The organism is Streptomyces sp. NPDC029169, assembly GCF_055563935.1.
The window spans coordinates 266,800-292,562 of sequence record NZ_JBVHXA010000008.1 but is presented as its reverse complement, the minus strand read 5'-3'; the positions used below and the strand labels follow the sequence as shown (position 1 = coordinate 292,562).

The following is a 25,763-nucleotide window of genomic DNA, read 5'->3' as shown; positions in this document are numbered from 1 at the left end:
GTCCTTTCATATCAGGCACTGTCGTGTCGTATGGTGTCGAGAGTTCTGATGCGGTAATCGAGGACCTTTGGCCTGCTTCGGGCGCCAAGGGTCCCTTTTCTGCGCGAGGTCGGCTGCGCCGGCCTCGAGGACAGTGCAACGACCTGTGGGCCGGGTTCCGTGACGTGATGACGCGTCCGGGGCGTGGATCCCGGCGCGGTGCGACCGCTCCCGCCGGTGCCGGCCTCCCCCACCGGGCGCACCACGCTCACAAGGCGCGCGTCCCGACAGAGCAAGGATCGACATGGCGTCCAGCCTGACGAAGGATTCGGCAAGCAGTCCTGATGCCGAGAAGACCTTCTTCGGCCACCCCCGCGGTATGGCCACGCTTTTCATGACGGAGCTGTGGGAACGCTTCTCCTGGTACGGAATGCGCGGCATTCTCGTGCTCTACCTGGTGGCCGCCGTGCTCGACGGCCCGCTGGAGGACCGTGAGGCACTCGCCGCCTCGATCTACGGCGTCTACAACGCGGTCGTCTACATGGCCGCCATGCCCGGCGGCTGGGTCGCCGACCGCCTCTGGGGCGCGCGCAAGGCCGTCCTCGTCGGTGGCATCGTCATCGCCCTGGGCCACTTCACGCTGGCGATCCCGAACAACATCGCCTTCTTCTGCGGTCTCGGACTCATCGCGGTCGGCACGGGCCTGCTGAAGCCGAACATCTCCGCGATGGTCGGTGGCCTGTACGAGGGTCAGTCCGGCGCCCGCCGCGACGCCGGCTTCACGCTCTTCTACATGGCGATCAACGTCGGCGCCATGATCGCCCCGCTGGTCGTCGGCTACCTCGGCGAGAACGTCAACTGGCACCTCGGCTTCGGTGTCGCCGGTGTCGGCATGACCCTCGCCGTCGTGCAGTACGTCCTCGGCGGCCGCTACCTCGGTGAGGTCGGCAAGGAGCCCAGCACCCCGGCCACGCCGGAGGAGAAGCGCGCGGTGCTCCGCAAGTCCGGACTGTGGGCCGGTGTCGCCGTCGTCGCGCTGCTCGCGGACGTCGTGCTCGGCACGTTCGACATCGAGCACATCGTCAACGTGCTGGCCATCCTGGGCATCGTCGTCCCGGTCGTGTACTTCCTCGCGATCTTCCGTAACCCGGCGCTGAAGAGCGAGGACCGCCCGAAGATCAAGGCGTTCATCTGGTTCTTCGCCACCGCCGTGCTGTTCTGGATGATCTACGACCAGTCGGGCTCGCTGCTGACGATCTTCGCCGACAACAAGACGGACCGTGTGATCGGCGGCTGGGAGTTCCCGGCCTCCTGGTACCAGTCGGTCAACCCGATGATGGTCATCGTCCTGGCGCCGGTCTTCGCCGCCGTGTGGGTCAAGCTCGCGCAGCGCAACCGCGAGCCCAGCACGCCCATGAAGTTCGCCCTGGCGATGCTGCTCATCGGTGGCTCCTTCGCCATCATGGGCCTGGCGGGCGCCGCCGCGGCGAACAGCGAGACCGGCAAGGTCACGGTCTTCTGGCTGCTGAGCGTCTACCTGGTCCAGACCCTGGGCGAGATGTGTCTGTCCCCGGTGGGCCTGTCGCTCTCGACCAAGCTGGCCCCGAAGCTGTTCGTCGGCCAGATCATGGGTCTGTGGTTCCTCGCCACCGCGACGGGCAACGCCCTGAACGGATGGACGGTCAAGCTCAACGCCCCGCTGGGTGACGCCGCCTACTACACGATGTGGGCGATCATCGCCGTCGCGGCGGGGCTCGCCTTCATGACGGCCGGCAAGAAGATCCGCGCCCTGATGGGCAACGTCCGCTGACGACCCGCTCCGTACGGGCCTGAGGGCCGCCCGCACCAGTTCCGGTGCGGGCGGGCCCTCCGCCGTTTCCGTACGTCCGTCAGCGCCTCAGACGCGCCCACGGCGTGAACGTGAACACGGCGCCGCCGAGGAGGATCACCGTGCCCGCGACCAGGGCGAGGGCGCGTAGGGCGCCGTCGTCCTCGGCGCCGGTGTTCGCGAGGCCGCCGCCCGAGCCGGCGGAGCCGGAGCCGGAGCCGGAGCCGGTGCCCCCGGCCGTGGATCCGCCCGCCGCGCCGCCGTCCTGCTTGGCGGTGTCGAGCTCCAGGGAGGCCTGGACGGCGCCCTTGACCTGGCAGGGGATCACGATCGGCGAGCCGCCGAGCGAGACGTTGATGGTCAGGGTGCCGGGGCTGAGCGTGGACTTGCCGCTCGCGCCGGGCTTGTACGTGCCCTTCATGTCCGGCAGGTCGACCGGCTTGCCCTGCTCCAGCGGGGCGGGGTTCGCCGGCCCGTCGACCTTGACCGTGCCGCTGTCCGCGCCGCCGAGCTTGACCGCCATGGACGGCTTGAGCGCGCCCGCGGGAAGCGGGGCCGGGCTGTTCATGACGCCCTTGGCGGTCTTGACCGTGAGGTCGTAACTGCCGCCGTTCTTCTTGGCGTTGATGGTGACCTTGGAGGTGATGTTCGCCGGGCCGGGCGACTGGCAGGAGAACTGGACCGAGACCTCCTTGCCCATGAAGTCGGTCTGCCCGCCGCCGCCTCCGGAGGAGCTGCTGCCCGAGGAGCTGCCGCCGGAGGTGCTGCCGCCCGAGGTGCTGCCGCCGGAGGTGCTGCCGCCCGAGCTGCTCGTCGAGCCTCCTGACGAGCCCCCGCCAGCCGTCACCTTGATCGTCGCGCCGACCGCCACCGTCTCCTTCGGCGAGCACTTCGTGTCCGTCGACATCGGCTTCGAGACGTTGATGTTGTACTTGTCCGGCGTCAGCGTGATCTCGCCCGCCTTCTCCAGCTTCAGCTTGCCCTTCATGTCCGGCAGCACCATCGGGCTGTTCTTCGGGATCGGCGGGTTCTGCCGCGGCCCCTCCATGGTGAGCGTGCCGCTCGCCGCACCGCCGATCTTCATGACGCCCGTCGGCTTGACCGTGTCCTTCTCCAGGTCGATGACGTCGGGATTCTTCGACGCCGCCTCGACCGTCTTCCAGACGACCTCGACCTCGTCGCCGACCTTCGCCTCCGCCGGCGCGGTGATCTGCACCTTCGTGGTGCCCTGCACCGGCGGCATACCGGAGATGGCGGGCGGAATGCACTCTGTCTTGAACGAGACCTCGGCGGCCTGAGCGGGGCTGGCGGCCAGCATGATCCCCGCGCCGCCGAGCATCAGCGCGACTCCCGCCGCGCTCATCCTCCGTTGCGTGCTCACTGATGTCCCTTCGTCGTCGGGCTGTGCTCTGACGGTGCGGACGGTGCGGAGTCCGGGGTGAACCACGGCAGGACCGCGGTGGTTATGGATTCGTCCCGCTCGGGGACGGGGCCGAGTTGGGACGTACGTACGAGAGTGCGGCGACGGCGGTGTCCCGAGCGGGCTCCGGTGGCGGCGCCGGGCCGGACCCGGTCCACCACCGCCATGCCGACACGGAACAGGGCGGCCGGGACGACCACAGCGAGCAGCAGCCAGAACAGCGTCACGCCCCAGGGCCGGCCGACTCCCCACGGCTGGTCGACGAGGACCTTGCCGGCGTACTTCACCGACACCTCGTAGTCGCCGTGCGCGCCCGCCGCCAGCTCGACGGGCAGCGTGATCCGGGCCTTTCCGCCGGGCTCGATCGTGCCGCGCCACTGCCGTTCCTCGTACTGCGGTGAGAAGACGCCGTGGCTCGTGCCGACCTGGAAGACGGGGTCCTTGACGGGGGTCTGGCCGAGGTTGCCGACGGTGAGGACGACCTCGCGGCGGGCGGGCGCGCCGAACCACACGAGGACGCCGCTGGAGCCTTCGAGGCGTACGGAGGCGAGCACGGCGAGCCTGCCGACGCCGGAGGCCTCGGGAAGCGGAGCTGTCGGATGGCCGGCGACGGTGAACGCCACGTCCACCACGTCCTGCTGCCCGGTGACTCCGGCGACGTGCACGACGCAGGGGCAGGGCTTGGGCGGTTCGGCCACCGGCATCTTCTGGCTGAAGGCGCCCTGAGCGTCGACGGTGGCGGCCCGGCCGAGGGTGTTGGCGCAGGAGTTGGTGCCGCCGATGACGCCCTTGCCGGGTGCGCCCTGTCCGCACATCAGCAGCATGAGCAGCGCGCCCGGCTTCCACCCGGCCCCGCTCACGGTGATCTCGCCGCCCAGACCGCCCTCGGCCTGCGACAGCGCGACGGTGGGCCCGGGGGCGTTCGCCCGGGCGGCGGGCGGCAGGAGGGCGAGTACGAGCGCGGCGAGGAGCAGGCCCACGGCGACCCCGGCCGCCCTTCGGTGGCCGCGCGCCGCACGGGCGCCCGCCTCGGCGAAGGCGGCGGCCACGCCGGCCACGCGGACCGGCCCGATGGCCGGACGGCCGCTTCGCGCCGCGAGGCGGCGCGCCGGGGCCGCCGGTCCACCGTCGGCACGGGGAGCCGCGACCGTACCGCTGCGTGCCTGGAGGGCACGGACTCCGTCTGCCCGGCTGCCGTCGTCTGCCGGGCATGGGCCGAGCGCTTCACGACGGGGGCGGGGCGCGTCGTCCACGCGCGGGGCGACGGCCGGCGCCGCGCCGGAACCCGCCGCGCGGGCGCGCGTCACAGCCGCGCTCGGCGCGTCGGCGCCCACGACGAGCCGAACGCTCCGGTCAGCCCGCCCCGTACGGCTCACCCTCATCGGTCCGCTCCTGCCGTCACGTCCGCCAACTGGGGTTCCTCCACGGGGAGTCCGGGGTCTTCCGCGGCCCGGTCGCGGCGTCTTCGGGCCACGAGTACGGCCGCTCCCGCCGCCGCGAAGAGGGCGCCCGCCCCGGCGGCGAGCGCGCCGCCGGACACGAACACGCGCTCCGCGCGGGCCTCCGCGGCCGGGGCGCCGGGGGCGGTCGCGCGGACGTGGAGGGTGACCGAGTCGAGGGCGGGCGGGTCGGGCCAGGGATCGGCGCGGGTGGCGTGCTCGCCGGGGCGGAGGGTGAGCGGCAGGGCGCGGGAGGGGCGGTCGAGGACCGTCCCGAACACGCCGTCGGCGCGCACGGAGAGCCTCGGCGCGAGGACCGTGCTGCCCCGGTTGACCAGGGTGTAGTGCAGGGTGCCCGAGGCGTCGAGCCGTACCTTCTCGACCGTGAGCGCCGCCAGGCTCGGCCCGCTGACCCGCAGATGCACCGGCACCCGCACCTCGCGCCCGCCGGCCTCCGCCGTGACTGTGCCCCGGTGCTCTCCTGGGGCCGTGTCGGCCGTGACGGTGACGGCGAACGGGACGTCCGCGCGGGTCCGCGCCGGTACGGTCACCGTCCGCGCGGCGAAGGCGAGCGGGGCACCCTGCCCGCTCAGCCGTACCGTGAGCGGCCGTGTGCCCGGGTTGCTCACGGAGAGGGTGTCCTCCAGGACGCTGCCGGCCGCGCCTTCGAGGTAGACGTACGGCCGTCCCTGCGCCGCCTCAGCCGTCCACCCAGGAGCGGGCGCGGGCGCCGCCGCCACCGCCGTCCATCCCGGCGCGGGCGCGGGCGCCGCCGCCACAGCCCCGAGCGCGACGGCCACCACCCACGCCCCCCGCATCAGCGTGCCGTGCGCCGGGTGAGCCAGAGCACGCCGGCGGCGCCGGTCAGGAGCACCGTGCCGCCGAGGGTGCCGAGCGCCGTCGCGGAGTCCAGCGGGCCGGTCTTCGGCAGCTCGCCCCCGCTCGTGGACGGGGTCCCACCGCCCTCGGCCGTGACGTCCAGTTCCAGCGACGGCGCAGGGTTGTTCTTCGGGGTGCAGACGGCGGCGTCCATGCCGAGCGCGTGGACGGTGAGCAGCCCGGCCGTGAAGGTGACCTTGCCGCTCTTCTTCGGCGTGTACGTGCCCGTCAACTGCCCGATCTTGATGGGCGTGTTGGGCGGGATGGCCGCCGTGTTCGGCGTCCCCTTGACCTTGAGCGTCCCCTCGTCCGCGCCGCCGAGCTTCAGTTCGGCGCGCGGGGTCATGACGCCTTTGGGCAGCTCGATCGGGCTGTCCGAGACGCCCTTCTCGAAGGACATGGTGATCGTGTAAGAGGCGCCGCTCTTGACGGCCTTGATGTCGACGGGCGAGACCGCGGCCTTGGGCCCGATCTTCGTCTCGCAGGCGTAGTCGACGTCGACGACGGTGGCCTGCGCGGCGGGAGCCGAGGCCAGGACGGCCGAGCCCGCCACCGCCGCTGCCAGCGTGAACGCTGTTCTCCTCCGGTACGGCACCTCTAGCACCCCTCACCGCAAAGTTACTGACGGCTTATCAGATTGCGCGTCAAGGTACGCCTGGGGCGTTGCGGAGGGAAGACAAAGGGAGGAGCGAAGTGCGCGCCCATCGCGGTGCGCTGCACCCACCCCGTACACAAGTACTACGCGGGAGCCGCCAGTTCGGCCCAGACCGTCTTGCCGGGGGCCCCCGCCCTGCGCTCGATGCCCCAGTCGAGGCAGAGCCGCTGCACGATGAACATGCCGTGCCCGCCGGGCCGCCCGGCCCGGTGCGGGGTGCGCGGCGCGGGCTGTCCGGCGCCGCGGTCGGTGACCTCCAGGCGCAGCACCTTGGCCCGGCGCAGCACGCGCAGCGTCTCGGGGCCCTCGGCGTGCAGACAGGCGTTGGTCACCAGCTCGGAGACGACGAGCAGGACGTCCTCGGCGGCGGCCCTGGCGTCGGCGGTGGCGGCCGGCAGCCAGCCCCATTCGTACAGCGCGGTCCGGGTGAAGTCGCGGGCGAGCGGAACGGTGCCGCTGGTGGCGCCGAGCGCGAGCGTGCGTACGTCGACGGCGGCGGCGTCCACGACGGGACCCACCGACTCCTCGACCTCCCTGCCACCGGCAGCAGTGTCCATCAGCGCTTCACCTCACCGATTCACCAGACAGATTCACCAGACAACGGACCAAACCGGGGCTCTTCTGCCCGGTCCTCTCGCGACGACACCCGCCGCGTTCAGTCGGGCAGTGCCGCCTCGAGCGATTCGTGCACGGTGAAGACGACGTCCGCACCGGTGATCTCGAAGACCCTGGCCACCACCGGCCGCATCCCGGCCAGATGGACGCCTCCCCCCGCGGCGTCGGCCTTCAGCCGGGCCCCGAGGAGCACGTTGAGGCCGGTGGAGTCGCAGAAGTCGAGGTGTGAGCAGTCGACGACGAGGCGTGACCGGCCCGCGTCGAGCGCGGCGTCGAGTGGCGCACGCAACACGTCGGCCGTGTGGTGATCGAGCTCACCCACCGGGGTGAGAACCTCGCTCGCCCCCACGGTGCGGACCTCGACCCGCAGCCGTCCTGGCTGCGCGCTGCCGGTGTGCTGGCGGTCCATGCCCGTGCCTCTTCTCGCTCTCGCGGATGCCGGTTGACGTGCCTCGAACCATACAAGCGCGGCGCCAGGGCTTGCACCCGAACACCGCAACATACTCCCGCAAACCGGACAATTGACACTTGCAACCTTGTGCGTCGAGCAGGTAGGGCTAGTAGGGAACATTCGAAACGGCCGGCTTGGAGGCGCCGCAAACCGCAGCAGGAAGAAACGATGGAGGAGACCATGTCACCCCGGCTCGACGCCCCGCGTCCCCACGGCGCGCCGTCGACAGCAGCACCCTCAGCCACTCTGCCCCCCACTCTCGAGACCCTCGAAGACCTTCACCTCGAAGAGCTCCCCGAGATCGCCGACATCACGGAGATCGGGCCCTTCGACCAGGTCGACCCGCTGGACGCGCGGGCGCTCTCGAAGACGCTGTTCGCCCGGCTCGACGCCCTCGAAGAGGGCACGCACGAGTACGCGTACGTCCGCAACACGCTGGTCGAACTCAACCTCGCCCTGGTCAAGTTCGCCGCCTCCCGGTTCCGCTCGCGCAGCGAGCCGATGGAGGACATCATCCAGGTCGGCACGATCGGCCTCATCAAGGCCATCGACCGCTTCGAACTGACCCGCGGCGTCGAGTTCCCCACCTTCGCGATGCCGACGATCGTCGGCGAGATCAAGCGCTTCTTCCGCGACACCTCGTGGTCCGTGCGCGTCCCGCGCAGACTCCAGGAGCTCCGCCTCGACCTCGCCAGGGCCGGTGACGAACTGGCCCAGCGGTTCGACCGCGCCCCGACGGTCGGCGAACTCGCCGAGGAGCTCGACCTGAGCCGCGACGAGGTCGTCGAGGGCATGGCCGCCAGCAACGCGTACACCGCGAGCTCGCTGGACGCCCAGCCCGAGGAGGACGAGAGCGAGGGCGCGCTCGCGGACCGGATCGGCTACGAGGACCACGGCATCGAGGGCATCGAGTACGTCGAGTCGCTCAAGCCGATGATCGCCTCGCTGCCGCCCCGGGAACGGCGCATCCTCTCGCTGCGCTTCGTCGCCGGCATGACCCAGTCGGAGATCGGCGAGGAGCTCGGCATCTCCCAGATGCACGTCTCCCGGCTGCTCGCGCGGACGCTTGGCCGGCTGCGCAAGGGGCTGACCCTGGAGGAGTGACCTCCCCTCGCGCCGCGCGCGCACCCCAAGTGACCTGTGGAAAGGGCCCGTTCTTCACCGGACGGGCCCTTCCGCGTTATTGACGGGTCGCCCGGAATGGGCCACATTGAGGCCGGGGTTCAGGGGGGAATCGCATGGTTTCTGCGTACGCGGAACTGGAAGAGCGCATGCGCGGCAGGCTCGGGGGCAGAGAGTGCCTCCATGTGCCGTCGTGCCGCTTCGGTCTCTATCTCGCGCTGCGCCACTGGTGCAGACCCGGCGGCCGGGTGCTGATGTCGCCGGTCAACGACGACGTGATCTTCTTCGTGGTGCTCGCGGCGGGGCTACGACCGGTCCAGGCGCCGCTCGACCCGCGCGACGGCTCGATCGACGCGGCCGCCGTGCCCGAGTCCGTCTGGCGCGGGCTCTCCGCCGTACTGACCACCAATCTGTACGGGAATCCCGACCCGGCGCCCGAACTGCGCGCCCGGTGCGACGCGTTGGGCATTCCGCTCCTGGAGGACGCGGCCCACGCCATCGGGTCGACGGTCGGCGGCCGCCCGGTCGGCACGTGGGGCGAGGCGTCCGTGTTCAGCCTCTCCAAGCACACCGGGGCGAAGACCGGGGGCTTCCTGACCTTCGCCGACCCGGCCCTCCGGGACGAACTGGCCGCCGCGCGGGACGAGTTGCTGCACCCGTCCCGTACGACCTCCGAACTCGCCTATCTCGTACGGCCGTACGCCGAGGCCACGGTCCGCGCGCTGCGGCTCGTGAAGGCCGCGCACGCCACGCTGCGGCTGCTCGGGCGGCAGGAGCGCGAGGAGATCCGGATGCCGCTGCGGGCCGACGAGCTGAAGCAGGCCCTCGCCGCCGCGCCGGGGCTCGCGCCCTTCCACTCGTGGGTCCGCGTCGACATGCACGACTACCGCCTCGGCCCTGGCCCGGGCCGCCTGCGCCGTACGGAACGGCTCCTGGCCCGCCTGGACGCCACCCTCACCGCCCACCGGGCCGGTACGGAGCGCCTGCTCGCGAGCGAGTGGGGCGGGGGCGGGGGTGCTGCTGTTGCGGAGGTCCAGCCGCTGTTCCGCGTGCCGCTGCTCGTCGAGGACCGGGACGCGGCCATCGCCGCCCTCGCCCGCCGCCGTCTCGTCACCGGCTACCTCTACGACCCGCCGCTCGACACGTACGCGGGCGAGCTCTTCACCGACCTCTCCCCCGCCCCGGAACCGGCGTCCTGGTTCGCCCACCACGCCCTGCCGGTGGACCCGCGGCGGGCGGACGAGGCGATCGCCACGCTGCGCGCGTCCGGCATCCGCCCGGCGCGGCGCGGCGACCGCGGGCGCGGCGACCGTGGCTGAGACCGTCCGGCTCCACATACCGGACGGGGAGGAGCAGCCCCCTGGGCCGAAGGCCCCCGCGTCGACGGCACCCGGGCCGGAGGCCGCCGGATCGCACGCCCCCGCCCCCGCGGCGGAGAGCGGGGGCTCCATGTTCCGTAACGCCTACGCGCTCATGCTGTCCACCGGCGTCTCGGCCGCACTCGGGCTCGGATTCTGGCTCGTCGCCGCCCGGTACTACTCCGAGGAGGCCGTCGGGCAGGGTTCGGCCGCCATCGCCGCGCAGCGGCTGCTCGCCTCCCTCACCGCGACGACGATGATCGGCGCGGTCGTCCGTTACGTGCCCCGGGCCGGCCGCGCCACCGGCCCCCTGGTCCGCCGGGTCTACCTGGTCAGCTCCGTCGTCGTGGCCCTGGCCTGCGGGATCTTCCTGCTCACCGTGGACTGGTGGGGACCCTCGTACGCGCCGCTCGGCTCGCTCTCCGCCGGGCTCTTCTTCACCGCCTCCTGCGTCGGCTGGGCGCTCCTCACCCTCCAGGACGGTGTCCTCACCGGGCTCCGCCGCGCCTTCTGGGTGCCCGTCGGCAACGCGGGCTTCTCCATCGGCAAGCTGCTCCTGCTCGCCGCCTTCGCCACCACCATGCCGGTCCTGGGCGTCTTCGTGTCCTGGTCGGCGGCGATCGCCCTGTCCGTCGTCCCGCTCGGCTGGCTCGTCTTCCGCCGCCTCATCCCCCGCCAGGCCCGCGCCGACCACGACCGCGAGCCGCCCGCCCTGCGCGAGATCGGCCGCTTCATGGCCGGGGACTCCGTCGGCGCGCTGTTCAGCCTCGCCATGATCAACCTGCTGCCGGTGATGGTCGCCGTCCGCTTCGACGCCGCGCACAACGCGTTCTTCTACACGGCGTACACCGTCGGCGGCACGATGGAGTTCATGGCCATCAACATGGCCTCCTCCCTCACCGCGCACGCCTCCCACAGCCCGGAGTCCCTCGCCGAGGGCGTCCGCGGGGCACTGCGGCGCATGGCGCTGCTGCTCGTCCCCGTCGTCCTCGTCCTCGTCGTCTTCGCGCCGTACATCCTCGCCCCCTTCGGCCCGGACTACGCCGAGCACGGCACGACGGTGCTGCGTCTGCTCGCCGCCGCCGCGCTCCCCCGGGTCGCCGTCGAGCTGTACATCGGCGTGCTGCGCGTCCAGGGGCGTACGGGGGCGCTCGCCGCCCTCCAGGGCGCGATGTGCGTCCTCGTCCTCGGCAGCGCGGCGCTGCTCCTCGGCCCGGTCGGGATCTCCGGCGCCGGGTTCGCGATGCTCGGCTCGATGACGCTGATGGCGGCGGTCTCGGCACCCGGCCTGCGGGCCGCGCTGAAGGGCGGCCGCGAGGAGATCGAGTACGGCACGAGCTGGGCGCGCCGCGCCGCCGAGCAGGAGTGGGCGGCGCCCGGCGGAGCCTCCGCGGACACGGTGACGCCGGCCTTCGGCATCCCGGTGTACGCGCCCCGGCCGGAGCAGGACGAGGGCCGGGGCGATGGCCGCGCGGAGAGCCGGGGCGCGAGCCGGGTCGAGGGCCAGGCCGCGGGCCGGGGCACGGCCCGGGGCGCAGGCCGGGCCGCAGGCCGCGCGGAGAACCGGGGCGCGAGTCGGCACGAGGGCCGGGTCGAGCGCCGGCACGAGGGCCAGGCCGCGGGCCGGGACACGGCTCGGGACGCAGGCCGGGACGCAGGCCGCGCGGAGAGCCGGGTCGAGGGCCGGGTCGAGGGCCGAGTCGAGGGCCGGGTCGCAGGCTGGGACGCGCGCCGGGCCCCAGGCCAGGACGCGCGCCAGGCCGCAGGCCCGGACGTGGCGGGCCAGCGGTCCGGGACCTGGCTGTGGCTGCTCCTCGGTCTGGCCGCCGGCCTCTTCTGGATCCCGCTCGTCCGCGCGGACGGCCTCGGCCTGGGCCAGCTGTCCGGTACGGAGCTGATCGCCGCGCTCCCGCCGGTCACCCTCGCCGCCGGGATCCTGCTCGTCGCGCTGCACTGCGCCGCGGTGTCGCTGCGCCGGGTCCGGCCCCTGCTCGCCGCAACCGTCGTACTCGCCACGTTCCTCGCCCTGCACACCGCGCCGCCCCTGCTCGGCATCCACCCGGACCCGGCGGGCGGCCCCGGCGCGGCGCTCGTCCCCGCCGGGGCCCGGGAGGCGCTGCCGATCGTGCTCCAGGCGCTCTGCCTGATGCTCGCGGCCGGGCTGCTGCGGGTTCTCGGCGCGAGCGTGCGGATCACGGCGTGCGCCGTGTGGGTCCTGGTGTGGGCGGGCTGGGCCGCCCAGCACGCCTTTGCCGCAGCCCCGCTACCCGTCCTCCTCGGGGCGTGCGGGGCCACGATGGCGGCGGTCGCGGTACGCGGACTGCGGCGCCGCTAGAGGGCTGCCCCTGGAGCTGGGGCGCAGCCCCCTAGGCAGAGGCCCGCTCCCCGCGTGCCGCCTCCGGCCTCCCCTGCCGACGGCGGAGGAAGGCCAGGACGGCCGCGTTCAGCGCCTGGGCGTTCTGCTCGTGCATCGCGTGTCCCGCCGCCGGAATCTCGACCCGCTCGGCGTCCGGCAGCAGCTCCTGCAGACGGTCTGTCAGCCGCAGGAAGAACGAAGGGCTGTGCTCGCCGGTGACCAGGAGAACCGGCGACCGCACCCCGCGTACCTCGTCGTCGGGCAGCGGCGGGAATCCGGCACCCATGAACTGGGCCCTGAAGGCGTTCAGGTTGTCGCGCATCTGCTGCTTGCGGACCTCCGGAAGGGCGGCGTACGCCTCCTTCCCGAGAACCCCGTGGACGAACGTGAGCATGGCCCGTTCGTCGGCTCCGGCACCGAACTCCTTCCGTACCGGGCCGATCACCGAGCCGCCGAACTTCATGATGGCCAGCGCCGTCCTCGGCCGCCGCACGAGCAGCCGGAGCAGCTCGGCCGGCCGGGGAGGTTCGCTGACGAACAGTGGCAGCGCGGGCGGTTCTTCGAGGACGACCGTGCGGACGGCCTCCGCGTGGTGCATCGCGGTGAGCAGGCAGATGTACGCGCCCCAGGAGTTCCCCACGAGGTGCGCGGGGGCCGCGCCGACAGCGTGCAGGAACGCGACCAGATCCTCGACGTGCACGGTCATCTGGTCGTCGGCCCCGGCGGGGATGTCGGCGCCCGGGCGGGCGTAGCGGCGGCTGTAGGTGATGGCGCGGTACGCACCCTCTACGGCAGGGAGCTGCTGCTCCCAGGTCCGCAGATCACTCAGGCTGCCGTGGACGAACACCACCGGTTCGCCCTTCCCCGTCTCCACGTACGCGAGGGGTACGCCGTGGACCGTCACGGTGCGGATGTCGTAGGTGCTCAGCGGCCCGAACATCACGGCCACGTCCTTCCTGGGTCCGGTGCCGGTCCGGCTGACCGGTCGGCGTGGTCCCAGGTTCGGGCGCCGTACGTGTGCGCCGCATCGGTAGATCCCCCCATAAAGGCGGGAATCCTCACTGACCGGTGAGGATTCCGTGCTCCATGGCGAACAGCGCCGCCGCCGGGCGCGTGCGGCAGCGGATCTTGGAGTAGATGTGCTCGACATGGTGTTCCGCGGTGCGCGGCGAGATGAAGAGCTGTGCGGCGATGACGCGGTTGGAGCACCCCCGGGCGAGCAGCCGGAGCACCTCTATCTCACGGTCGCTGAGCCCGCCCGGCCAGGGCGCGCCGCGCGGTCGCGCGACGCCCGCCGCGGCCGCGACCGCGTCCACGGCCTCCGCGTCCAGCCGGCCTGCCCGAGCCAGGCTCTCCAGCACGATGGCGGCGTCGGCCGCCGTACGGGCGGGCCGGTACGGCCTCGGCTCGGTCATGGCGTGGTAGGCGTCCGCGACGGCCAGCAGGCGGGCGGCCGGCAGCACCGCGGGCCCGGACGTCTGCCGGTGATAGCCGGAGCCGTCGAGACGCTCGTGGTGCTGGCCGACGACCGGAGCCAGGTCGCCCAGCGCCGGGCTACGGGCGAGGACGCGCTCGCCGTGATACGTGTGCAGCTCCACGGCCTCCCGCTCCAGGACCGAGAGCGGACCGGCCTTGTCCCAGACCCGGCTCGGCACGGCGATACGGCCGAGGTCGTGGACGAACGCGGCCCGACGCAGCCGCGCGATGTCCGCCTCAGGCCTGTTCAACTGCCGCGCGGCGGACTGGGCGAGCACGGCGACCCCTCGGGAATGGCCGCGCAGACAGGGCGACTTGAGGTCCGTCAGGTCACCGAGCGTCGCGGCCAGCCCGTCCAGGTCCGTGGCGGGCAGCCGCCGCCAGGGCCACGGCTCCGCCGCGAGCGTCGCCTCGTACGTGTCGTCGGCGTCGGCCCGGGCCAGCAGTTCGAGCCCGTCCAGGGCGAAGGCCGCGACGAGCCGGGGGCCGAACCAGGCGCTCCGCTCCCCCACGGTCTCCACCGCATGCTCCGGTCCGGCGACCTCCGCGACGGCGACCGCATGCGCGGCCAGCTCGGTGATCCGCGCGGTCAGACTGACGTCCTCGCCCCGCAGCCCCTCGGGCGCGCCCCTGCCGTCCCACCGCTCGAACTGCTGGAGCAGCGCGGCACGGACCCCCGCGCCCAGGTGCAGGCGCCGCGCCAGCGACGCCGCCACCTCGCAGGTCGCACGCTGCGTGCCCGCCGCCCACCGGCCGGAGGCCGCGAGCCGGGCCGCGAGGGCGAGCCGACGCGACGGAGGGAGCGACGAGGTCGCCGTACGCACGAAGGCGATCGGCCCGCCCGGGCCCGCCGGGTCGGTGACGCTCATGGCCGAGCGGACCACCGTCTCGTCCACCCGGAACCGCGCGGCTTCGTCCGAGGCGGTCGCGGTACAGCCGATATGGCGCAGGAGCGAGACGTAGTACACGTCGGCGAGCTGCTGCCCGTCGATGCCCAGGCCGGCCGCGAACCCGGTCGCGACATGGCACGAGCGCACGGCCTGCCCTTGCTGCTCGCCCATTCCCAGGTCGGTGAGCAGGGAGACGGCGGCCAGCACCTCGGCCAGGCGGGCCTCCTCGCGGCCCACGCCTTCCCTGACGGCCATACCTCTGTTCTAGCCCAGGAACCGGGCCCGGGCGAGCCCGTATGCCGACAGACGGCCACCTACCGATCACTTCGCGTGACACCCCTGGGGAGGGCAGGCGCGGTCACCTTCTCGGCACGCGCTGCTTGAAGTACGGGGCAGAGCCGGCGACCTTGTAACCCTCCAGCGCGGGGCCGGAGTTGACGGTCAGGTCGCAGTCCGGCCCCGGCACCGCCCGGTTCCAGTGGACGTACGCCCGGACCTCGGGCAGCCGGCGGGCGGCCTCGGGGATCTCGGCGTACCACTCCCGCTGCCGTTCCGGCCGCCGCGGATCGGGCGCGGTGGCGAACTCCGCCAGCATGAGAGGCTTCTTCGCCGAGATGTTCGCGCGCAGCCACTCGTAACCGGGCCGCTGACTGGCTTCGAAGTCGAGCCAGTTCGGCGACTTGTGGCACTGGTAGTAGTTGTACTGGTCCATGCCGATCCAGTCGACGTACGCGTCTCCGGGATAGAGCGCCTTCATCGTGTCGGCGTTGCCGAGATAGCCGGAGACCGTCCACACCCACACCACGTTCCGCACCCCCAACCGCTCGAAGCGGTCGCGCAGATGGCGGTAGGCGGCGACGTACTCCTCCGGGGTGCCGGCGCCCTCCTCGATGCGGAAGTCGGTCTCCTGGTCGAAGGAGAAGAAGACCCGCTTGCCGTACTCCTTGATGCGGCGCGCCTGCGGGTCGATGATCGAAGCGTCGTACTTCCCCGACGCGATGTTCTTCCAGCCGAGCTGGGTCTCGCTCCAGCCCGCGTGGTGCTTCTCCTTCCAGACCGTGGACTCCCAGGCCAGCATCAGCAGCCGCTCCCGGCCCAGTTCCACCTCGTCGGGGGTGAGGAGTTCGCCGTCGGCCGGGTTCCCGGACATGTCGTGGTACGTGTAGACGAGGTCGAGCTTGCGCCCGATCTTCTTCTCGAAGGCGTACACGGGCCTGGTGAGCGAACTGTCCTCGTCGTACGGGATGTACGCCCCCCACCAGGCCCCGCAGGGGGCGACGAGGGCGGCGTCGGGGGCGCAGGCGTCGGCGGCGTCGGTGGTGGTCGCGGCCCAGATCCCCGTCCCGGCCGCGAGGGCGGCGACGGCGGCCAGCGCGACGGCGAGCGGGGCCCACCGCCCCCGTATGAGGGCGTGGCGCCCGCTCATCGGCCCCCACCGGTCCTCCGTTTGACCCTGAACCGGGCCGTGAGCGGCGAGGCGGCCCGCTCCACGCCGCCGCGCGTGGCAGCGGGCAGCGGCACCCCGGGCAGCACGGCGGCGACGGTCACGAAGAGGGCGAGCACGACGAGGAACGCGACCGTGGAGAACCGCTCCATCAGGAACAGGGCGGTCGAGACGAGGGTGGCGAGCGAGAGGCTGACGGGGGCGGCTAGCGCCAGGGCCTCGAGGCGGGCGCCCGGCCGCAGCCCGCCCGGCTGCGGGAGTAGCAGCGCGAGTCCCGGCCCGAGGCAGACGAAGGCGAGGACGGGGACCCAGCGCAGCGGGGCGCCGGCGGGCAGCGCGGTCGCGGCGAGGGCGATCCATCCGGAGGCCGCGAGCCCGATTCTGCGCGGGAGCCGGGAGTTCGCGTGCGGGTGCGGGTGGGCGTGCGGGTGGGCCATGGCGTACGTACTCCTTGTGGTCCGGAATCCGGAAGGGAGCTGGGCGCTGGGCGCTGCTGCTCAGCCGCCCGGCGTGGGCCGGTGGCGCAGGACGAGACCGTGCTCGCCGTCCTCCACCACCTCGAAGAGCGGGGAGCGTCTCAGCGCGTTCTTCAGGGTCTCGAAGCCGCCCGCCGGCAGGTACCCCTCGCCGATGACGGCCTCGCCCTGCGTGGGCGTGAGGATCACGTAGGCCGGGCGGCCCGCGGGGATCCCGCCGGCGAGATAACCGGCCGGGTCCTTCAGCATGCGCAGGTTCTCGTCGACCTCCTGCTCGGTGAAGAACCAGCGCTCGTAGTGGTCGTAGCGGTAGTAGGCGTCGGGGAAGCCACCGGTCGCGGCAAGGATCAGGGCGCCGTCCGGGGCGCGGTCGAAGGCGCGGCGGGTGAGGGCGAGTTCGCCGGGCGGGGCGTAGTGCATGCCCTCCTTGCCGTAGTACGAGGGCAGGAAACCGGCCAGCATCGCGACGAGGACCAGCGGCAGGGCCACGGCGGCGGTGCGGCGCGCGGCGGTGGCCGTGCGGCGCGCGGCGGTACGGGACGCGGCCGTGGTCGTTGCCAGTCGGCCCACCGCCCCCGGCGCCGGGATCAGCGCGGCGGCGGCGAAGAACGCCGAGCCGGGGAGCCCGAAGAGATAGACCCGGAAGATCATCTCGCCGCCGTAGTCGTTGAGGGCGAGCATCGGTACGGGAGCGACGGCGGCGAGCACGAGCGGCAGGGCGCTGCGGGCCAGCCTGCGGCGCAGCAGCACGGCGGCCACCGCGAGGCCGCCGAGGGCCAGGACCATGAGCGTGTTGGCGCTGCCGACCAGTTCGGGGCCCGGCCCTGTGGGGTCGCCGGCGAAGCCGGGGCGGGAGTTGCCGAGCAGGTCGCCGGCCTTCTCGCGCAGGGTGCCGAGGGTGTCGAGGAAGAGGGCGCGGCCCATGCTGAGGTCCCAGGCCAGCATGATCAGCCCGGTGACGACGAGCAGGCCGATGTTGCGGTGGCGGCGGGTGAGACAGAGCGCGAAGAGCGTCGCGCACAGCATCACCGGGGTGAGCTGGTGCGAGGCGTTGATGGTGACGATGAGCGGGGCGATGATCAGCACGCAGATCGCGCGCTGCCTCGTCGTCGTGGGCGGCGGCACGGCGGCCGCGGCCGGGTCGAGGACGGTGCGGTCGCGCAGCCGCCCCGCCGAGCCCGGCCGGACGAAGTGCCGGACGACGACGGCGAAGACGGTCAGATAGAGCAGATACGAGAAGCCCTGCGGGGAGAGGTAGTCCTGGCCGACCCAGTTCGCCAGCTGGAAGATCCACACCCCGGTCCACACAAGCCGCCAGTCGTCGCTGAAGGTCCGGTAGATCAGCAGCAGGACAGGCAGCGTGAGCAGGCCGAGCGCGACCGGCGCCCAGTTGATGAACGAGGCCGCCGAGTCCACGCCGAAGGCGCGTACGAGCGCGGCGTCCAGCGAGAAGAACCCGGGCCACTGGTCGTACGCGGACATGCCGCCGGACAGCTCGCGCTGCGGGTACACCGTGCCCTCGGCGAGGAGCCGGCTGATCACGGCGTCGTGCTTGGAGGCCCAGGCGTAGCGCACGGAGTCGTAGAGGATCGCCGGCGGCGCCTTGAGCGCCACGAGCATGGCGACGCTGTACGCCGCCGGCCACCACGGGGCCGTGCCGGCGCGCCGCAGGGTGACCAGGAACCCGCAGGTCAGGACGGCGAGGGAGGCGTAGAACGGGAGCGGGAAACGGTCGAGGAGGCCGTAGTCGGCGATGTCACGGAAGCGGGTCCGGGGCACCGCGTACGCCCAGAGGGCGGCGGCCACGAGGAGCGGCAGCACGCTGAAGACGGTCTGCGGCCCGAGGGCGCCCCGCATGGCCGTGAGGCTCCGCCGCCCGCGGGTCGGCACGGGGGTGTCCGCGTCGGATTCCGCCTCGGGCCGCCGCCGGGCGGAGGGAGGCGACGGCACGCCGCTTCCGGTGACTGGCGCGGGCGTACGTTGCTGCACGGTGGCACTCCCCCTGGAACTGTCGTCACATCAGATACATGCCGGTTGGGGGCGCCCGTCGGGCCCACTCCCACCAGGCCACTCCCACCAGGCCACTCCTACCGGCCCGCGCCCTCAGCCCGCGAACTCCGGTCGGCCCCTGACCAGCGCGCGGGTCCTGCGGTACAGGCGCCAGCCCACCGTCGGCAGCGAGTCCGGGTACGGGGCGGCCTTGGCGCCTCGGCCGTTCATCCAGTGCTCGACGTCGGCGACGGTGTGGCCGCGGCGCACGATGAGCCGGGCGATCCGGTACCGCTCGTCGGTCTCGGAGCTCAGCGCGTGCCGGACGGCGACGGCCGAGGCGTACCCGGCGGCGACGGCGGCCCGGCGCACGGCCGGACTGTTGTAGCCGTGCGGGTAGGCCAGATGCCGGACCTCGTGGCCGAGGGCGTCCTCCAGGACGGCCTTCGGCTCGCGCAGCTCGCGCCGGAGCTCCGTCGGCGGCAGCGTGTCGAGCTGGGGATGCGTGGCAGTGTGGGCCCCGACCTCCATCCCGTACTGCTCCAGGAGCGGCGCCTGCCCGAGGGCCATCATCGGCGCGGGCGGCAGCAGAGAGGCCCGGCCCGGGGTGATCGCCCCGGTGGTCAGGTACGCGGTGGCGGGCAGTTCGCGGGAGGCGAGCGCCTCGGCCGTCGGACCCGGCAGGTCGGCGAAGCCGTCGTCGAAGGTGAGGACGACGGGCCGGGGCGGCAGCGGGGCGCGCCGGGCGAAGTGGTCGGCGAGGACGCCGATGGTGACGGGCGTCCGTCCGCTGTCGACGATCGCGTCGAGCTGGGACTCGAACTCCTTGGGTGTGACGGTGAATTCGGCGATCCAGTCGGGCGGGTCGTCCATCACCGCGTGGTAGAGCAGGACCGGTATACGGGTGTGGGCGGGTGCGCTCATCTCGTACCCCACATCCGCAGGCGGGCTGTGGCGTAGCCGAGAGGTCCGTAGAGCATGCCGCGTCGCTCCAGTCGGGAGAGGCTGCGAGGCCAGGAATGGGTGTGGGCGCCGTGGGCGCCGGGAACGCCGTCGCCGCTGTCGGTTCCCCTCTGCGCGGTCATGTTCCGGGCGTACGCGAGCCCGCGGGGCAGGCGGGCGAGGAGCGCGGGCAGCAGGGCGGGGCGGCGGACGAGGGTGGCGGTGAGGTACGCGGTGAGGCCGGCGCCGTACCCGAACGCCTGGTTCCGCAGGTCCTGCCAGGTCTCGCGGTGGTGATGCCAGACGAGGGCGTCGGCGGTGTAGCGGAGCCGGAACCCGGCGGAGAGGACGGCGACGAAGGCGTACAGGTCGTCGCCGCCCCGGGCGGCCGTCCCGGTGCCGGTGGCCGGATCGAAGCCCCCGGCGGCCTTCAACGCCCGTATGCGGAAAGCCATGTTGGCGCCGGAGCCGAAACTGCCCGCGGTGAACGGGAAGAGCGGCTCGTCGGCGGGCGGGCGCAGCGGGTCGTACAGCCGGGGCGCGAAACCCTTGGCGAAGCCGCCGTGGGATTCGAGGAGGATCTGGGCGGGGGTCCGCAGCCGCGCGGGCAGGATGAGGCCGGTGACGCAGCCGAGCCGCGGGTCGGCGGCGAAGGGCGCGGTGAGGGCGGTCAGCCAGTGCGGATCGGCCACGACGTCGTCGTCGGTGAAGGCGACGACCTCCGCGCGGGCGTGGGCGAGCCCGGTGTTGTGGGCGATGGCGAGCCCGGGGGTGTCCTCGCGGACGTAACGGACGCGGTCGCCGTACTTGCGCGTGACCAGTTCCTCGGTCTCGCGGGTGACGGGCGCGTTGTCGACGACGAGGATCTCGTAGTCGGGATGGTCCTGGTCGAGGAGGGAGTCCAGGGCGCGGGCGAGCTGGTCGGCGCGCTCGCGGGTGGCGACGACGACGGAGGCGCGGGGCGGGGGCGCGTACGGCTCGGCGTCCGCCGCGTCCTCCGCGTCCTGGAGTCGGCTCCGGGCGAGGCGGGCCAGGACCTCGGCAGGATCGTCCCCGTCCCGTACGTGCCCGAGGACGGTGGCGGCGGGGCGGCCCCGGAGCCGTACGAGCGCGTAGACGTCTCCGGGCCCCGGGGGCGTACCGCCGGGGGCGGGGCGGAGGGAGAGGACGGGTCCGTCGGGCGAGCCGAGGTCGAGGTCGGCGACGGAGAGGGCGTGTGGTGGTCGCATGCTGCTGTCCCCGCTGTCGGCTCAGGCCTGGCCGGCGCCGCGCAGGCGGGCGATCCGGTTGAGGGTGCGGCGGCCGCGCGCGGCGAGCGCCGGCCGGTTGCGTACGAAGCTGTGGGCGCGGCGGGACGGCTCGCGGGAGAGCCAGTAGAGCCCGGCGCGTAAGCCGGGACGGGTCACCGACCCTTCGTACACGGTCAGTTCGCCGGTCTTGAGCGCGTCCTTGTACTCGGCGGCGCCGCGGCCGAGGTCGAGCATCCCGATGCCGGCGGCAGCGGCGGCCTCGGCCATCCGCAGATGGAGGACGAGACCGGGCGAGTACTTCGCGAACTCGGGGTCGTAGGACGGGAACCAGCAGGACAGGACGGTCTGCGAGCGCAGTCCGAAGTGCGCGGCGACGGGCCGGTCACCGGCGTACAGCACGGACAGGACGCCGGAGCAGCCGGGCTCGCGCAGCTCGTGCAGCCGCCGGACGAGGGTGTTGATCCACTCCTTAGCGAAGCGGTCACGCCGTCCGGTCCTGCGGTACTGGGCGGACTTCCAGGCCATGAGGGCGCGGAGGGCGGCCGGATCGCGCTCGTCGAAGACGAAGCGGGTGGGCCCCACCTGGCGGCCGAGGCGGCGCTCCTTGGCGAGGGTGGTCTTGAGGAACTTGGGCGACTGGGCGCGCAGGACGTCCTCGTACGCGGCGTAGCCGTCACCAACGTCGATCACGGGCGCGTCGAACGACTCGGCGCCCTCGCGGCGCAGTACGTCCTGCCCGTCCTCCAGGTTGTCGAACTCCCAGGCGGAGAGCCCGCAGACGCGGAGGATCGCGCGGGGCGAGGGCGCGAGGCCTGGCCGCAGGACGGCCCCCTGACAGTCGGAGACCCCGAGCCCGACGGCCCGCCCGTGCCCGAACGGCCCCTTCTCGTACGGAAAGAACCCGACGGGCTCCCCTCCCTCCCACCACACGGCCACCCGCACGCGGGGCCGCACGGCGGCGACGGCACGGGTGAACTCGGGCCCCATGAACGGATTGTCGGGCCCCCCGGACTTCCCCCGAAGCTCCCGCCACGCCTCGATCTCGCGCGCGGTCAACTCCCCCGGTGCGAAGACCTGCACGTGCGTGCGGACGTCCTGTGTCCGGACGTCCTGCGTGCGGACATCCTGTGTCCGGACATCCTTCTTACGGACAGCGCTCAACTCTCCGACCCCCCGGTCTTCCCCCCTGAGTCCTGCCGTACAGGACGGTACCGGTCGAAAACCCTCCGGGACAGGGCACTCGACCTTTCTGTGACAGAGGGGAATTCGTGGGGCGTGTCAGCTGAGGGAGTCGTCGACCGCCGCTTCGGCGTGGATACGGGTGGTCGGGAAGACGGCCACAGGGCTGTCCTCGGGGCGCACGAGCAGCTCGATCTCGGTGCAGCCGAGGATCACCCCTTGGGCCCCTGCAGCGACGAGCCCCTCGATGACCTGCTGGTACGTGGCGCGGGAGGCCTCGTTCACGATCCCGAGGCACAGCTCTTCGTAGATGATCCGGTGGACGGCGGCACGGCCGTCGGCGTCGGGCACGAGGACGGTGAGGCCGTGGGAGGCGAGGCGGTCGCGGTAGAAGTCCTGCTCCATGGTGAAGGCGGTGCCGAGGAGCCCGACGGTGGTGATCCCGGCGGCGCGCACGGCGCGCGCGGTGGCGTCCCCGAGATGCAACAGGGGTACACGGACGGCCTGCTGCACCTGGTCGGCGACCTTGTGCATGGTGTTCGTACAGATGAGAAGCAGGTCGGCGCCGGCCGCTTCGAGCCCTTGAGCCGCCTCGGCGAGCACCTGGCCCGCCTTCTCCCACTCACCGGCGACCTGGAGCCGCTCGATCTCGGCGAAGTCGACGGAGTGCAGGACGCAACGCGCGGAGTGCAGCCCCCCGAGCCGCTCACGGACGAGTTCGTTGAGGAGCCGGTAGTACTCGGCGCTGGACTCCCAGCTCATGCCGCCGATGAGGCCGATTGTCTTCATGGATCCACGCTAGGCGACGCGGTGCCTTCATGAGGGCCTTCATTGTCCGTGACGCCGTAGAAGCGCCCCCGAAGACACAGGCAATGAAGTCGGCCGAGCCGGCCGTAGCATGTCGGCCGTAACTGGTGGGGGTCGCTCGCCGGCCCGCCGTGTGCCCCGAACCGCATGCGTTGACGCGCGGCGCGCCCCCGATGGAGGAAGAAGAGGGGGCCGGGAAGGCTATGGCATTCGGAAGACGAGGGTGGGCGGCCGGCGGGCTGCTGGCCGTGGGGGCGGTGGCCGCTTCCCTGCTGACGGCACCGCAGACGATGGCCGAGGAGGCGCCGGTGGCGCCCAAGACCGAGCTGCGGGTGATCTCCTGGAACATCTGCGGTGAGGCGGGCGGCGTGCGCGGGCAGGCGGGCTATTGCGCCCGTCGCAATGAGCCCGCGGCGAAGGCCGACGCGATCGTCTCCCTGGCCCGCCAGCATCATGCGGACGTCGTGCTGCTGCAGGAGACCTGCGGCTACGGGGACGGCTCGGTCTCCGGGGACCAGAGTCTCAGTCACCTTGCCTTTCTGGAGTCGAAGCTCGGCCCGGAGGGCTGGCAGTTCGCCTTCGCCAAGGGCAACCGCGAGGTCACGGACACGACGGGCAAGGTGATCGGATACGCAACCAACTGCCGCGGATCGCAGCTCGGCGGCGACCTCGGGGTGATCCTCGGGGTCAAGGGCGCCCTCACGGACGTCCAGCGCTTCGACACCCTGCGCGACGACAACACGTCCATCCCCGGCGGGTACGCGGCCCGTGACCTGCCGGCGGTGTGCGGCCGCCTCGAAGGCTGGCCCGACAAACTGTGCAGCACGCACCTGCTCCCCGGGGGCGGGACGGCCGACGAGGCCCGAACCAAGCAGTCCGAAGAGATCAGCGCCACGCTCGGCGCGGACTTCGCCGCCGGCCTGGTCATCGCCGGTGACCTCAATGCCGTCGAGACTTCCCTGAGCCTGAAGCCCCTCATCGACGGCGGCCTGTACCACTCTGCCAGCACCGAGTACACCCGTCAGGGCTGGGCTCCCGGGGTGACGAACCCGGCCCCGGTCACCAGCCGGATCGACCACGTCTTCACCTCGAAGAAGAACCGTTTCGTCAGCATCGAAGTCGCTCACGACCTGATGGACCGGACGAAGAACGTCCCGAACACCCAGCCGAACGGCTGGTCCGACCACGCCCCGGTGATCGCCCGCCTGGCCCCGGCCTACGGCGACCTCACCGGCGACACCCGCCCCGACCTGCTCGCCGTAGAGAAGGCCGGCGGCCTGCGCCTCTATCCGGGCGACGGCACCGGCGACCACGGCGCCCCGATCACCGCCTTCGGCACGGGCACCAACTGGACCGGCGCCTCGGTCACCCACCGCGGGGACTGGACCGGCGACGGCCGGGAGGACGTGGTCGCCCGCGTCGGCACCGAGCTGCGCCTCTACCCGAACAAGGGCGGCACAGCGCTCGACGCCCACAAGCTGCTGACGACGACCCCCCTGGAGGCCGACGCCAGGATCACCGGAGTCGGTGACATCACCGGCGACGGCTATCCCGACCTGGTGGCCCAGCGGGGCGATGCGCTGTACCGCTACGACGGCGTGCCCGGCGCCACCCCGTCCGTGAAGGCTCCGGTGATGATCGGCAGCCAGAGCTGGGCCGCCATGGACCTGTCGGCCGCCGGGGACGCCGACCAGGACGGCTTCCCGGACCTTCTGGCCCGTAACACCGTCACCAACTACCTGTACCTCTACCGCGGCGGCGACGGCAGGAAGGACGGCAACGGCACGGTGATCCGCCCGATCGGCACCTTCGACGACCGCACCCAGTACGGCAGCGGCTACGGCACAGCCAACCGGCCGCTGCTGGCCGGAGCCCACGACGCGAACGGTGACGGCATCACCGACATGTGGACCACGGCTGTGGACTCCTCGGGCGTGTACAACCTGCTCTTCTACGCGGGCGGCGTGAGCGGCGTCGATCCGGTCGACGGCCCCTCGACGCTGGTCGGCGCGGGCGGCTGGTCAATCTTCAGCTCCCTCAGCTGACCGACAGGCACGGACACAGGCGCCCCGGCCCGTGCGCGGACCGGGGCTCCGGTGCGTCCGGGGTCCGGGGGTCCGGTTTCGCGCTTCGGCGGACGTTGAACGACAAGCTCAGATTCTGATCAAGAGCGTTGTCGGGCCCGACTGCCCTTGGCTAGTTTCAGGGGACCGCTTCGGCACTGACCAGGCCGGAGCCTTAAGAGGGGGAAACAGCATGCGCACTTCCGCGCGCAAGTTCGTCACGGCCACCACCGCGTCGGCCGTGCTCGCCGGCGGGCTGATCGGGCTGTCGGCGACGCCCGCGTCCGCAGGTGAGATCTGTGACGACGTCTACAAGCGCAAGTACACGGAGATCTCGTCCACGTGGCACAAGGTGGTCGCGTCAGGGACCATCGACAACCGCAGCAGCAGTGCCTCCGTGCGCGAGAGCGTCAGCGCGGAGATCAGCGCCAGCCTGAAGGGCAGCGTCAGCGGTGAGATCGGAGGCAAGCTCGATCTGGCCGTGGGGGAGATCAACTCCAAGCTCGGCGTCAGTGTCGAGGCCAGTGCCTCCATCTCGCGGGGCAAGACCACGATGATCGTGGTGCCCGCCCACAAGCGGGTCAGCTACAAGATCGGCATCAAGAAGCGGGAGTACCAGGTGTACGTCACGCATCAGTTCCGGAGTTGCCACGTCTCCAACTCCTGGGCGAAGGTCACGGTGGCGGACTCGTACACGGAGACCAAGAACACCTGAGCTTGTCGTGTGAGCTCCGGCATCGAACGCGTCGACCTTGATCAGCGTTTTCGCAGTTCGGCGGACGCGTAGACGGCCTTCGCCTGATCGTGTGCTCCGTCACGGAGTGGATCAGCGCGAAGGCCGTGGTCGTGAGTGGCTCAGGCCCGCCGCCCGCGTTCGCGCCGCAGCCAGTTCACCGCATCCTCGAACTCCTCGACGCCGACAAGCCGGAGTGCCTGCTGCAGGGCCTCGAGTACAAGGCTCAGGGCTACGAGAACGCCCAGCGCTGGATCGACAACAGCCGGGGCCGGATCGTCACGGAGACGGCGGGACGACTGGCGGACGAACTGATGGCGCAGGGCAGCTTGGACTGGTTGCGCGCGACGCTCGGAGAGTCGCGGAGCTGAATGGACCTGACATCCTGAGTGTCGAAATCGCACGTCGCGGC

General features: G+C 72.4%; 21 protein-coding genes and 1 pseudogene. 7 read left to right on the top strand and 15 right to left on the bottom strand.

Going from position 1 to position 25,763, the window contains the following annotated elements; translation table 11 throughout:
• The first annotated feature begins 283 nt into the window (after positions 1-283).
• Entirely contained in the window at positions 284-1,789 is a 1,506-nt protein-coding gene (locus ACZ4VI_RS18275) for a peptide MFS transporter (protein ID WP_468000222.1), read from the top strand.
• A 79-nt stretch (positions 1,790-1,868) separates the two neighbouring features.
• Here the strand turns inward: ACZ4VI_RS18275 and ACZ4VI_RS18270 are convergent, their stop codons facing one another.
• The 6 genes from ACZ4VI_RS18270 to ACZ4VI_RS18245 form a co-directional block, all read right to left on the bottom strand.
• Positions 1,869-3,170, bottom strand: a complete 1,302-nt coding sequence (locus ACZ4VI_RS18270; protein WP_468000220.1) for a hypothetical protein — start codon at positions 3,168-3,170, stop codon at positions 1,869-1,871.
• Positions 3,171-3,184: 14 nt separating this feature from the next.
• A complete protein-coding gene (locus tag ACZ4VI_RS18265) occupies positions 3,185-4,207 on the bottom strand; it encodes a hypothetical protein (RefSeq protein ID WP_468000329.1) in 1,023 nt (340 codons plus the stop codon).
• Positions 4,208-4,605: 398 nt separating this feature from the next.
• Positions 4,606-5,484 (bottom strand): COG1470 family protein, encoded by an 879-nt coding sequence (locus ACZ4VI_RS18260; protein WP_468000218.1) that lies wholly within the window; start codon positions 5,482-5,484, stop codon positions 4,606-4,608.
• Entirely contained in the window at positions 5,484-6,140 is a 657-nt protein-coding gene (locus ACZ4VI_RS18255) for a peptidase (protein WP_468000216.1), read from the bottom strand. The genes ACZ4VI_RS18260 and ACZ4VI_RS18255 overlap by 1 nt, the downstream gene beginning before the upstream one ends.
• A gap of 143 nt (positions 6,141-6,283) precedes the next feature.
• A complete protein-coding gene (locus ACZ4VI_RS18250) occupies positions 6,284-6,757 on the bottom strand; it encodes an ATP-binding protein (protein ID WP_468000215.1) in 474 nt (157 codons plus the stop codon).
• A gap of 98 nt (positions 6,758-6,855) precedes the next feature.
• Positions 6,856-7,224: an STAS domain-containing protein gene (locus ACZ4VI_RS18245; protein ID WP_468000214.1), complete on the bottom strand. Its 369-nt coding sequence runs from the start codon at positions 7,222-7,224 to the stop codon at positions 6,856-6,858.
• 210 nt (positions 7,225-7,434) lie between these two features.
• Here ACZ4VI_RS18245 and ACZ4VI_RS18240 point away from each other — a divergent pair, with 210 nt between their 5' ends.
• The 3 genes from ACZ4VI_RS18240 (at position 7,435) to ACZ4VI_RS18230 (ending at position 12,081) form a co-directional block, all read left to right on the top strand.
• A complete protein-coding gene (locus tag ACZ4VI_RS18240; RefSeq protein ID WP_468000213.1) occupies positions 7,435-8,370 on the top strand; it encodes an RNA polymerase sigma factor SigF in 936 nt (311 codons plus the stop codon).
• 134 nt (positions 8,371-8,504) lie between these two features.
• Entirely contained in the window at positions 8,505-9,707 is a 1,203-nt protein-coding gene (locus ACZ4VI_RS18235) for a DegT/DnrJ/EryC1/StrS family aminotransferase (protein ID WP_468000212.1), read from the top strand.
• Positions 9,700-12,081 (top strand): lipopolysaccharide biosynthesis protein, encoded by a 2,382-nt coding sequence (locus ACZ4VI_RS18230; RefSeq protein ID WP_468000211.1) that lies wholly within the window; start codon positions 9,700-9,702, stop codon positions 12,079-12,081. The genes ACZ4VI_RS18235 and ACZ4VI_RS18230 overlap by 8 nt, the downstream gene beginning before the upstream one ends.
• A 31-nt stretch (positions 12,082-12,112) precedes the next feature.
• Here the strand turns inward: ACZ4VI_RS18230 and ACZ4VI_RS18225 are convergent, their stop codons facing one another.
• The 9 genes from ACZ4VI_RS18225 to ACZ4VI_RS18185 form a co-directional block, all read right to left on the bottom strand.
• A complete protein-coding gene (locus ACZ4VI_RS18225; RefSeq protein ID WP_468000327.1) occupies positions 12,113-13,042 on the bottom strand; it encodes an alpha/beta fold hydrolase in 930 nt (309 codons plus the stop codon).
• A 118-nt stretch (positions 13,043-13,160) separates the two neighbouring features.
• Complete coding sequence (locus ACZ4VI_RS18220) at positions 13,161-14,723, bottom strand: HD domain-containing phosphohydrolase (RefSeq protein WP_468000210.1); 1,563 nt, start codon at positions 14,721-14,723, stop codon at positions 13,161-13,163.
• A gap of 103 nt (positions 14,724-14,826) precedes the next feature.
• Positions 14,827-15,894, bottom strand: coding sequence for a glycoside hydrolase family 26 protein (locus ACZ4VI_RS18215; protein ID WP_468000209.1), 1,068 nt, complete (start codon positions 15,892-15,894; stop codon positions 14,827-14,829).
• Positions 15,891-16,349: a hypothetical protein gene (locus tag ACZ4VI_RS18210; protein WP_468000208.1), complete on the bottom strand. Its 459-nt coding sequence runs from the start codon at positions 16,347-16,349 to the stop codon at positions 15,891-15,893. Before ACZ4VI_RS18210 ends, ACZ4VI_RS18215 begins: the two co-directional genes overlap by 4 nt.
• A 60-nt stretch (positions 16,350-16,409) precedes the next feature.
• Positions 16,410-18,377 carry a hypothetical protein gene (locus ACZ4VI_RS18205; protein WP_468000207.1) on the bottom strand — a complete coding sequence of 656 codons (1,968 nt, stop codon included), beginning with the start codon at positions 18,375-18,377 and terminating at the stop codon, positions 16,410-16,412.
• Positions 18,378-18,491: 114 nt separating this feature from the next.
• A complete protein-coding gene (locus ACZ4VI_RS18200) occupies positions 18,492-19,301 on the bottom strand; it encodes a polysaccharide deacetylase family protein (RefSeq protein ID WP_468000206.1) in 810 nt (269 codons plus the stop codon).
• Positions 19,298-20,548: a glycosyltransferase family 2 protein gene (locus ACZ4VI_RS18195; protein ID WP_468000205.1), complete on the bottom strand. Its 1,251-nt coding sequence runs from the start codon at positions 20,546-20,548 to the stop codon at positions 19,298-19,300. Before ACZ4VI_RS18195 ends, ACZ4VI_RS18200 begins: the two co-directional genes overlap by 4 nt.
• Positions 20,549-20,569: 21 nt before the next feature.
• A complete protein-coding gene (locus ACZ4VI_RS18190) occupies positions 20,570-21,556 on the bottom strand; it encodes a GNAT family N-acetyltransferase (RefSeq protein WP_468000204.1) in 987 nt (328 codons plus the stop codon).
• Positions 21,557-21,847: 291 nt separating this feature from the next.
• Entirely contained in the window at positions 21,848-22,537 is a 690-nt protein-coding gene (locus ACZ4VI_RS18185) for an aspartate/glutamate racemase family protein (protein ID WP_468000203.1), read from the bottom strand.
• A 221-nt stretch (positions 22,538-22,758) separates the two neighbouring features.
• Between ACZ4VI_RS18185 and ACZ4VI_RS18180 the strand changes: the two genes are divergently transcribed.
• The 3 genes and pseudogenes from ACZ4VI_RS18180 to ACZ4VI_RS18170 form a co-directional block, all read left to right on the top strand.
• On the top strand, positions 22,759-24,600 hold the full coding sequence (locus ACZ4VI_RS18180; protein ID WP_468000202.1) for an FG-GAP-like repeat-containing protein: 1,842 nt from the start codon (positions 22,759-22,761) through the stop codon (positions 24,598-24,600).
• 211 nt (positions 24,601-24,811) lie between these two features.
• The gene (locus tag ACZ4VI_RS18175; protein WP_468000201.1) at positions 24,812-25,333 is read left to right on the top strand and encodes a hypothetical protein; all 522 of its coding nucleotides are present in this window, start codon (positions 24,812-24,814) and stop codon (positions 25,331-25,333) included.
• Between the two features lie 197 nt (positions 25,334-25,530).
• Positions 25,531-25,722 (top strand): annotated as a pseudogene (locus tag ACZ4VI_RS18170) (HD domain-containing protein); the annotation flags it as partial.
• Between the last annotated feature and the right edge of the window lie 41 nt (positions 25,723-25,763).

Bases quoted from the DNA above. Each gene is read 5' to 3' on its own strand.
- ACZ4VI_RS18275 (WP_468000222.1), top strand. From the start codon at position 284: ATGGCGTCCAGCCTGACGAAGGATTCGGCAAGCAGTCCTGATGCCGAG.
- ACZ4VI_RS18270 (WP_468000220.1), bottom strand. From the start codon at position 3,170: ATGAGCGCGGCGGGAGTCGCGCTGATGCTCGGCGGCGCGGGGATCATG.
- ACZ4VI_RS18260 (WP_468000218.1), bottom strand. From the start codon at position 5,484: ATGCGGGGGGCGTGGGTGGTGGCCGTCGCGCTCGGGGCTGTGGCGGCG.
- ACZ4VI_RS18250 (WP_468000215.1), bottom strand. From the start codon at position 6,757: ATGGACACTGCTGCCGGTGGCAGGGAGGTCGAGGAGTCGGTGGGTCCC.
- ACZ4VI_RS18245 (WP_468000214.1), bottom strand. From the start codon at position 7,224: ATGGACCGCCAGCACACCGGCAGCGCGCAGCCAGGACGGCTGCGGGTC.
- ACZ4VI_RS18240 (WP_468000213.1), top strand. From the start codon at position 7,435: ATGGAGGAGACCATGTCACCCCGGCTCGACGCCCCGCGTCCCCACGGC.
- ACZ4VI_RS18235 (WP_468000212.1), top strand. From the start codon at position 8,505: ATGGTTTCTGCGTACGCGGAACTGGAAGAGCGCATGCGCGGCAGGCTC.
- ACZ4VI_RS18225 (WP_468000327.1), bottom strand. From the start codon at position 13,042: ATGTTCGGGCCGCTGAGCACCTACGACATCCGCACCGTGACGGTCCAC.
- ACZ4VI_RS18220 (WP_468000210.1), bottom strand. From the start codon at position 14,723: ATGGCCGTCAGGGAAGGCGTGGGCCGCGAGGAGGCCCGCCTGGCCGAG.
- ACZ4VI_RS18215 (WP_468000209.1), bottom strand. From the start codon at position 15,894: ATGAGCGGGCGCCACGCCCTCATACGGGGGCGGTGGGCCCCGCTCGCC.
- ACZ4VI_RS18210 (WP_468000208.1), bottom strand. From the start codon at position 16,349: ATGGCCCACCCGCACGCCCACCCGCACCCGCACGCGAACTCCCGGCTC.
- ACZ4VI_RS18200 (WP_468000206.1), bottom strand. From the start codon at position 19,301: ATGAGCGCACCCGCCCACACCCGTATACCGGTCCTGCTCTACCACGCG.
- ACZ4VI_RS18195 (WP_468000205.1), bottom strand. From the start codon at position 20,548: ATGCGACCACCACACGCCCTCTCCGTCGCCGACCTCGACCTCGGCTCG.
- ACZ4VI_RS18190 (WP_468000204.1), bottom strand. From the start codon at position 21,556: ATGGGGCCCGAGTTCACCCGTGCCGTCGCCGCCGTGCGGCCCCGCGTG.
- ACZ4VI_RS18185 (WP_468000203.1), bottom strand. From the start codon at position 22,537: ATGAAGACAATCGGCCTCATCGGCGGCATGAGCTGGGAGTCCAGCGCC.
- ACZ4VI_RS18180 (WP_468000202.1), top strand. From the start codon at position 22,759: ATGGCATTCGGAAGACGAGGGTGGGCGGCCGGCGGGCTGCTGGCCGTG.
- ACZ4VI_RS18175 (WP_468000201.1), top strand. From the start codon at position 24,812: ATGCGCACTTCCGCGCGCAAGTTCGTCACGGCCACCACCGCGTCGGCC.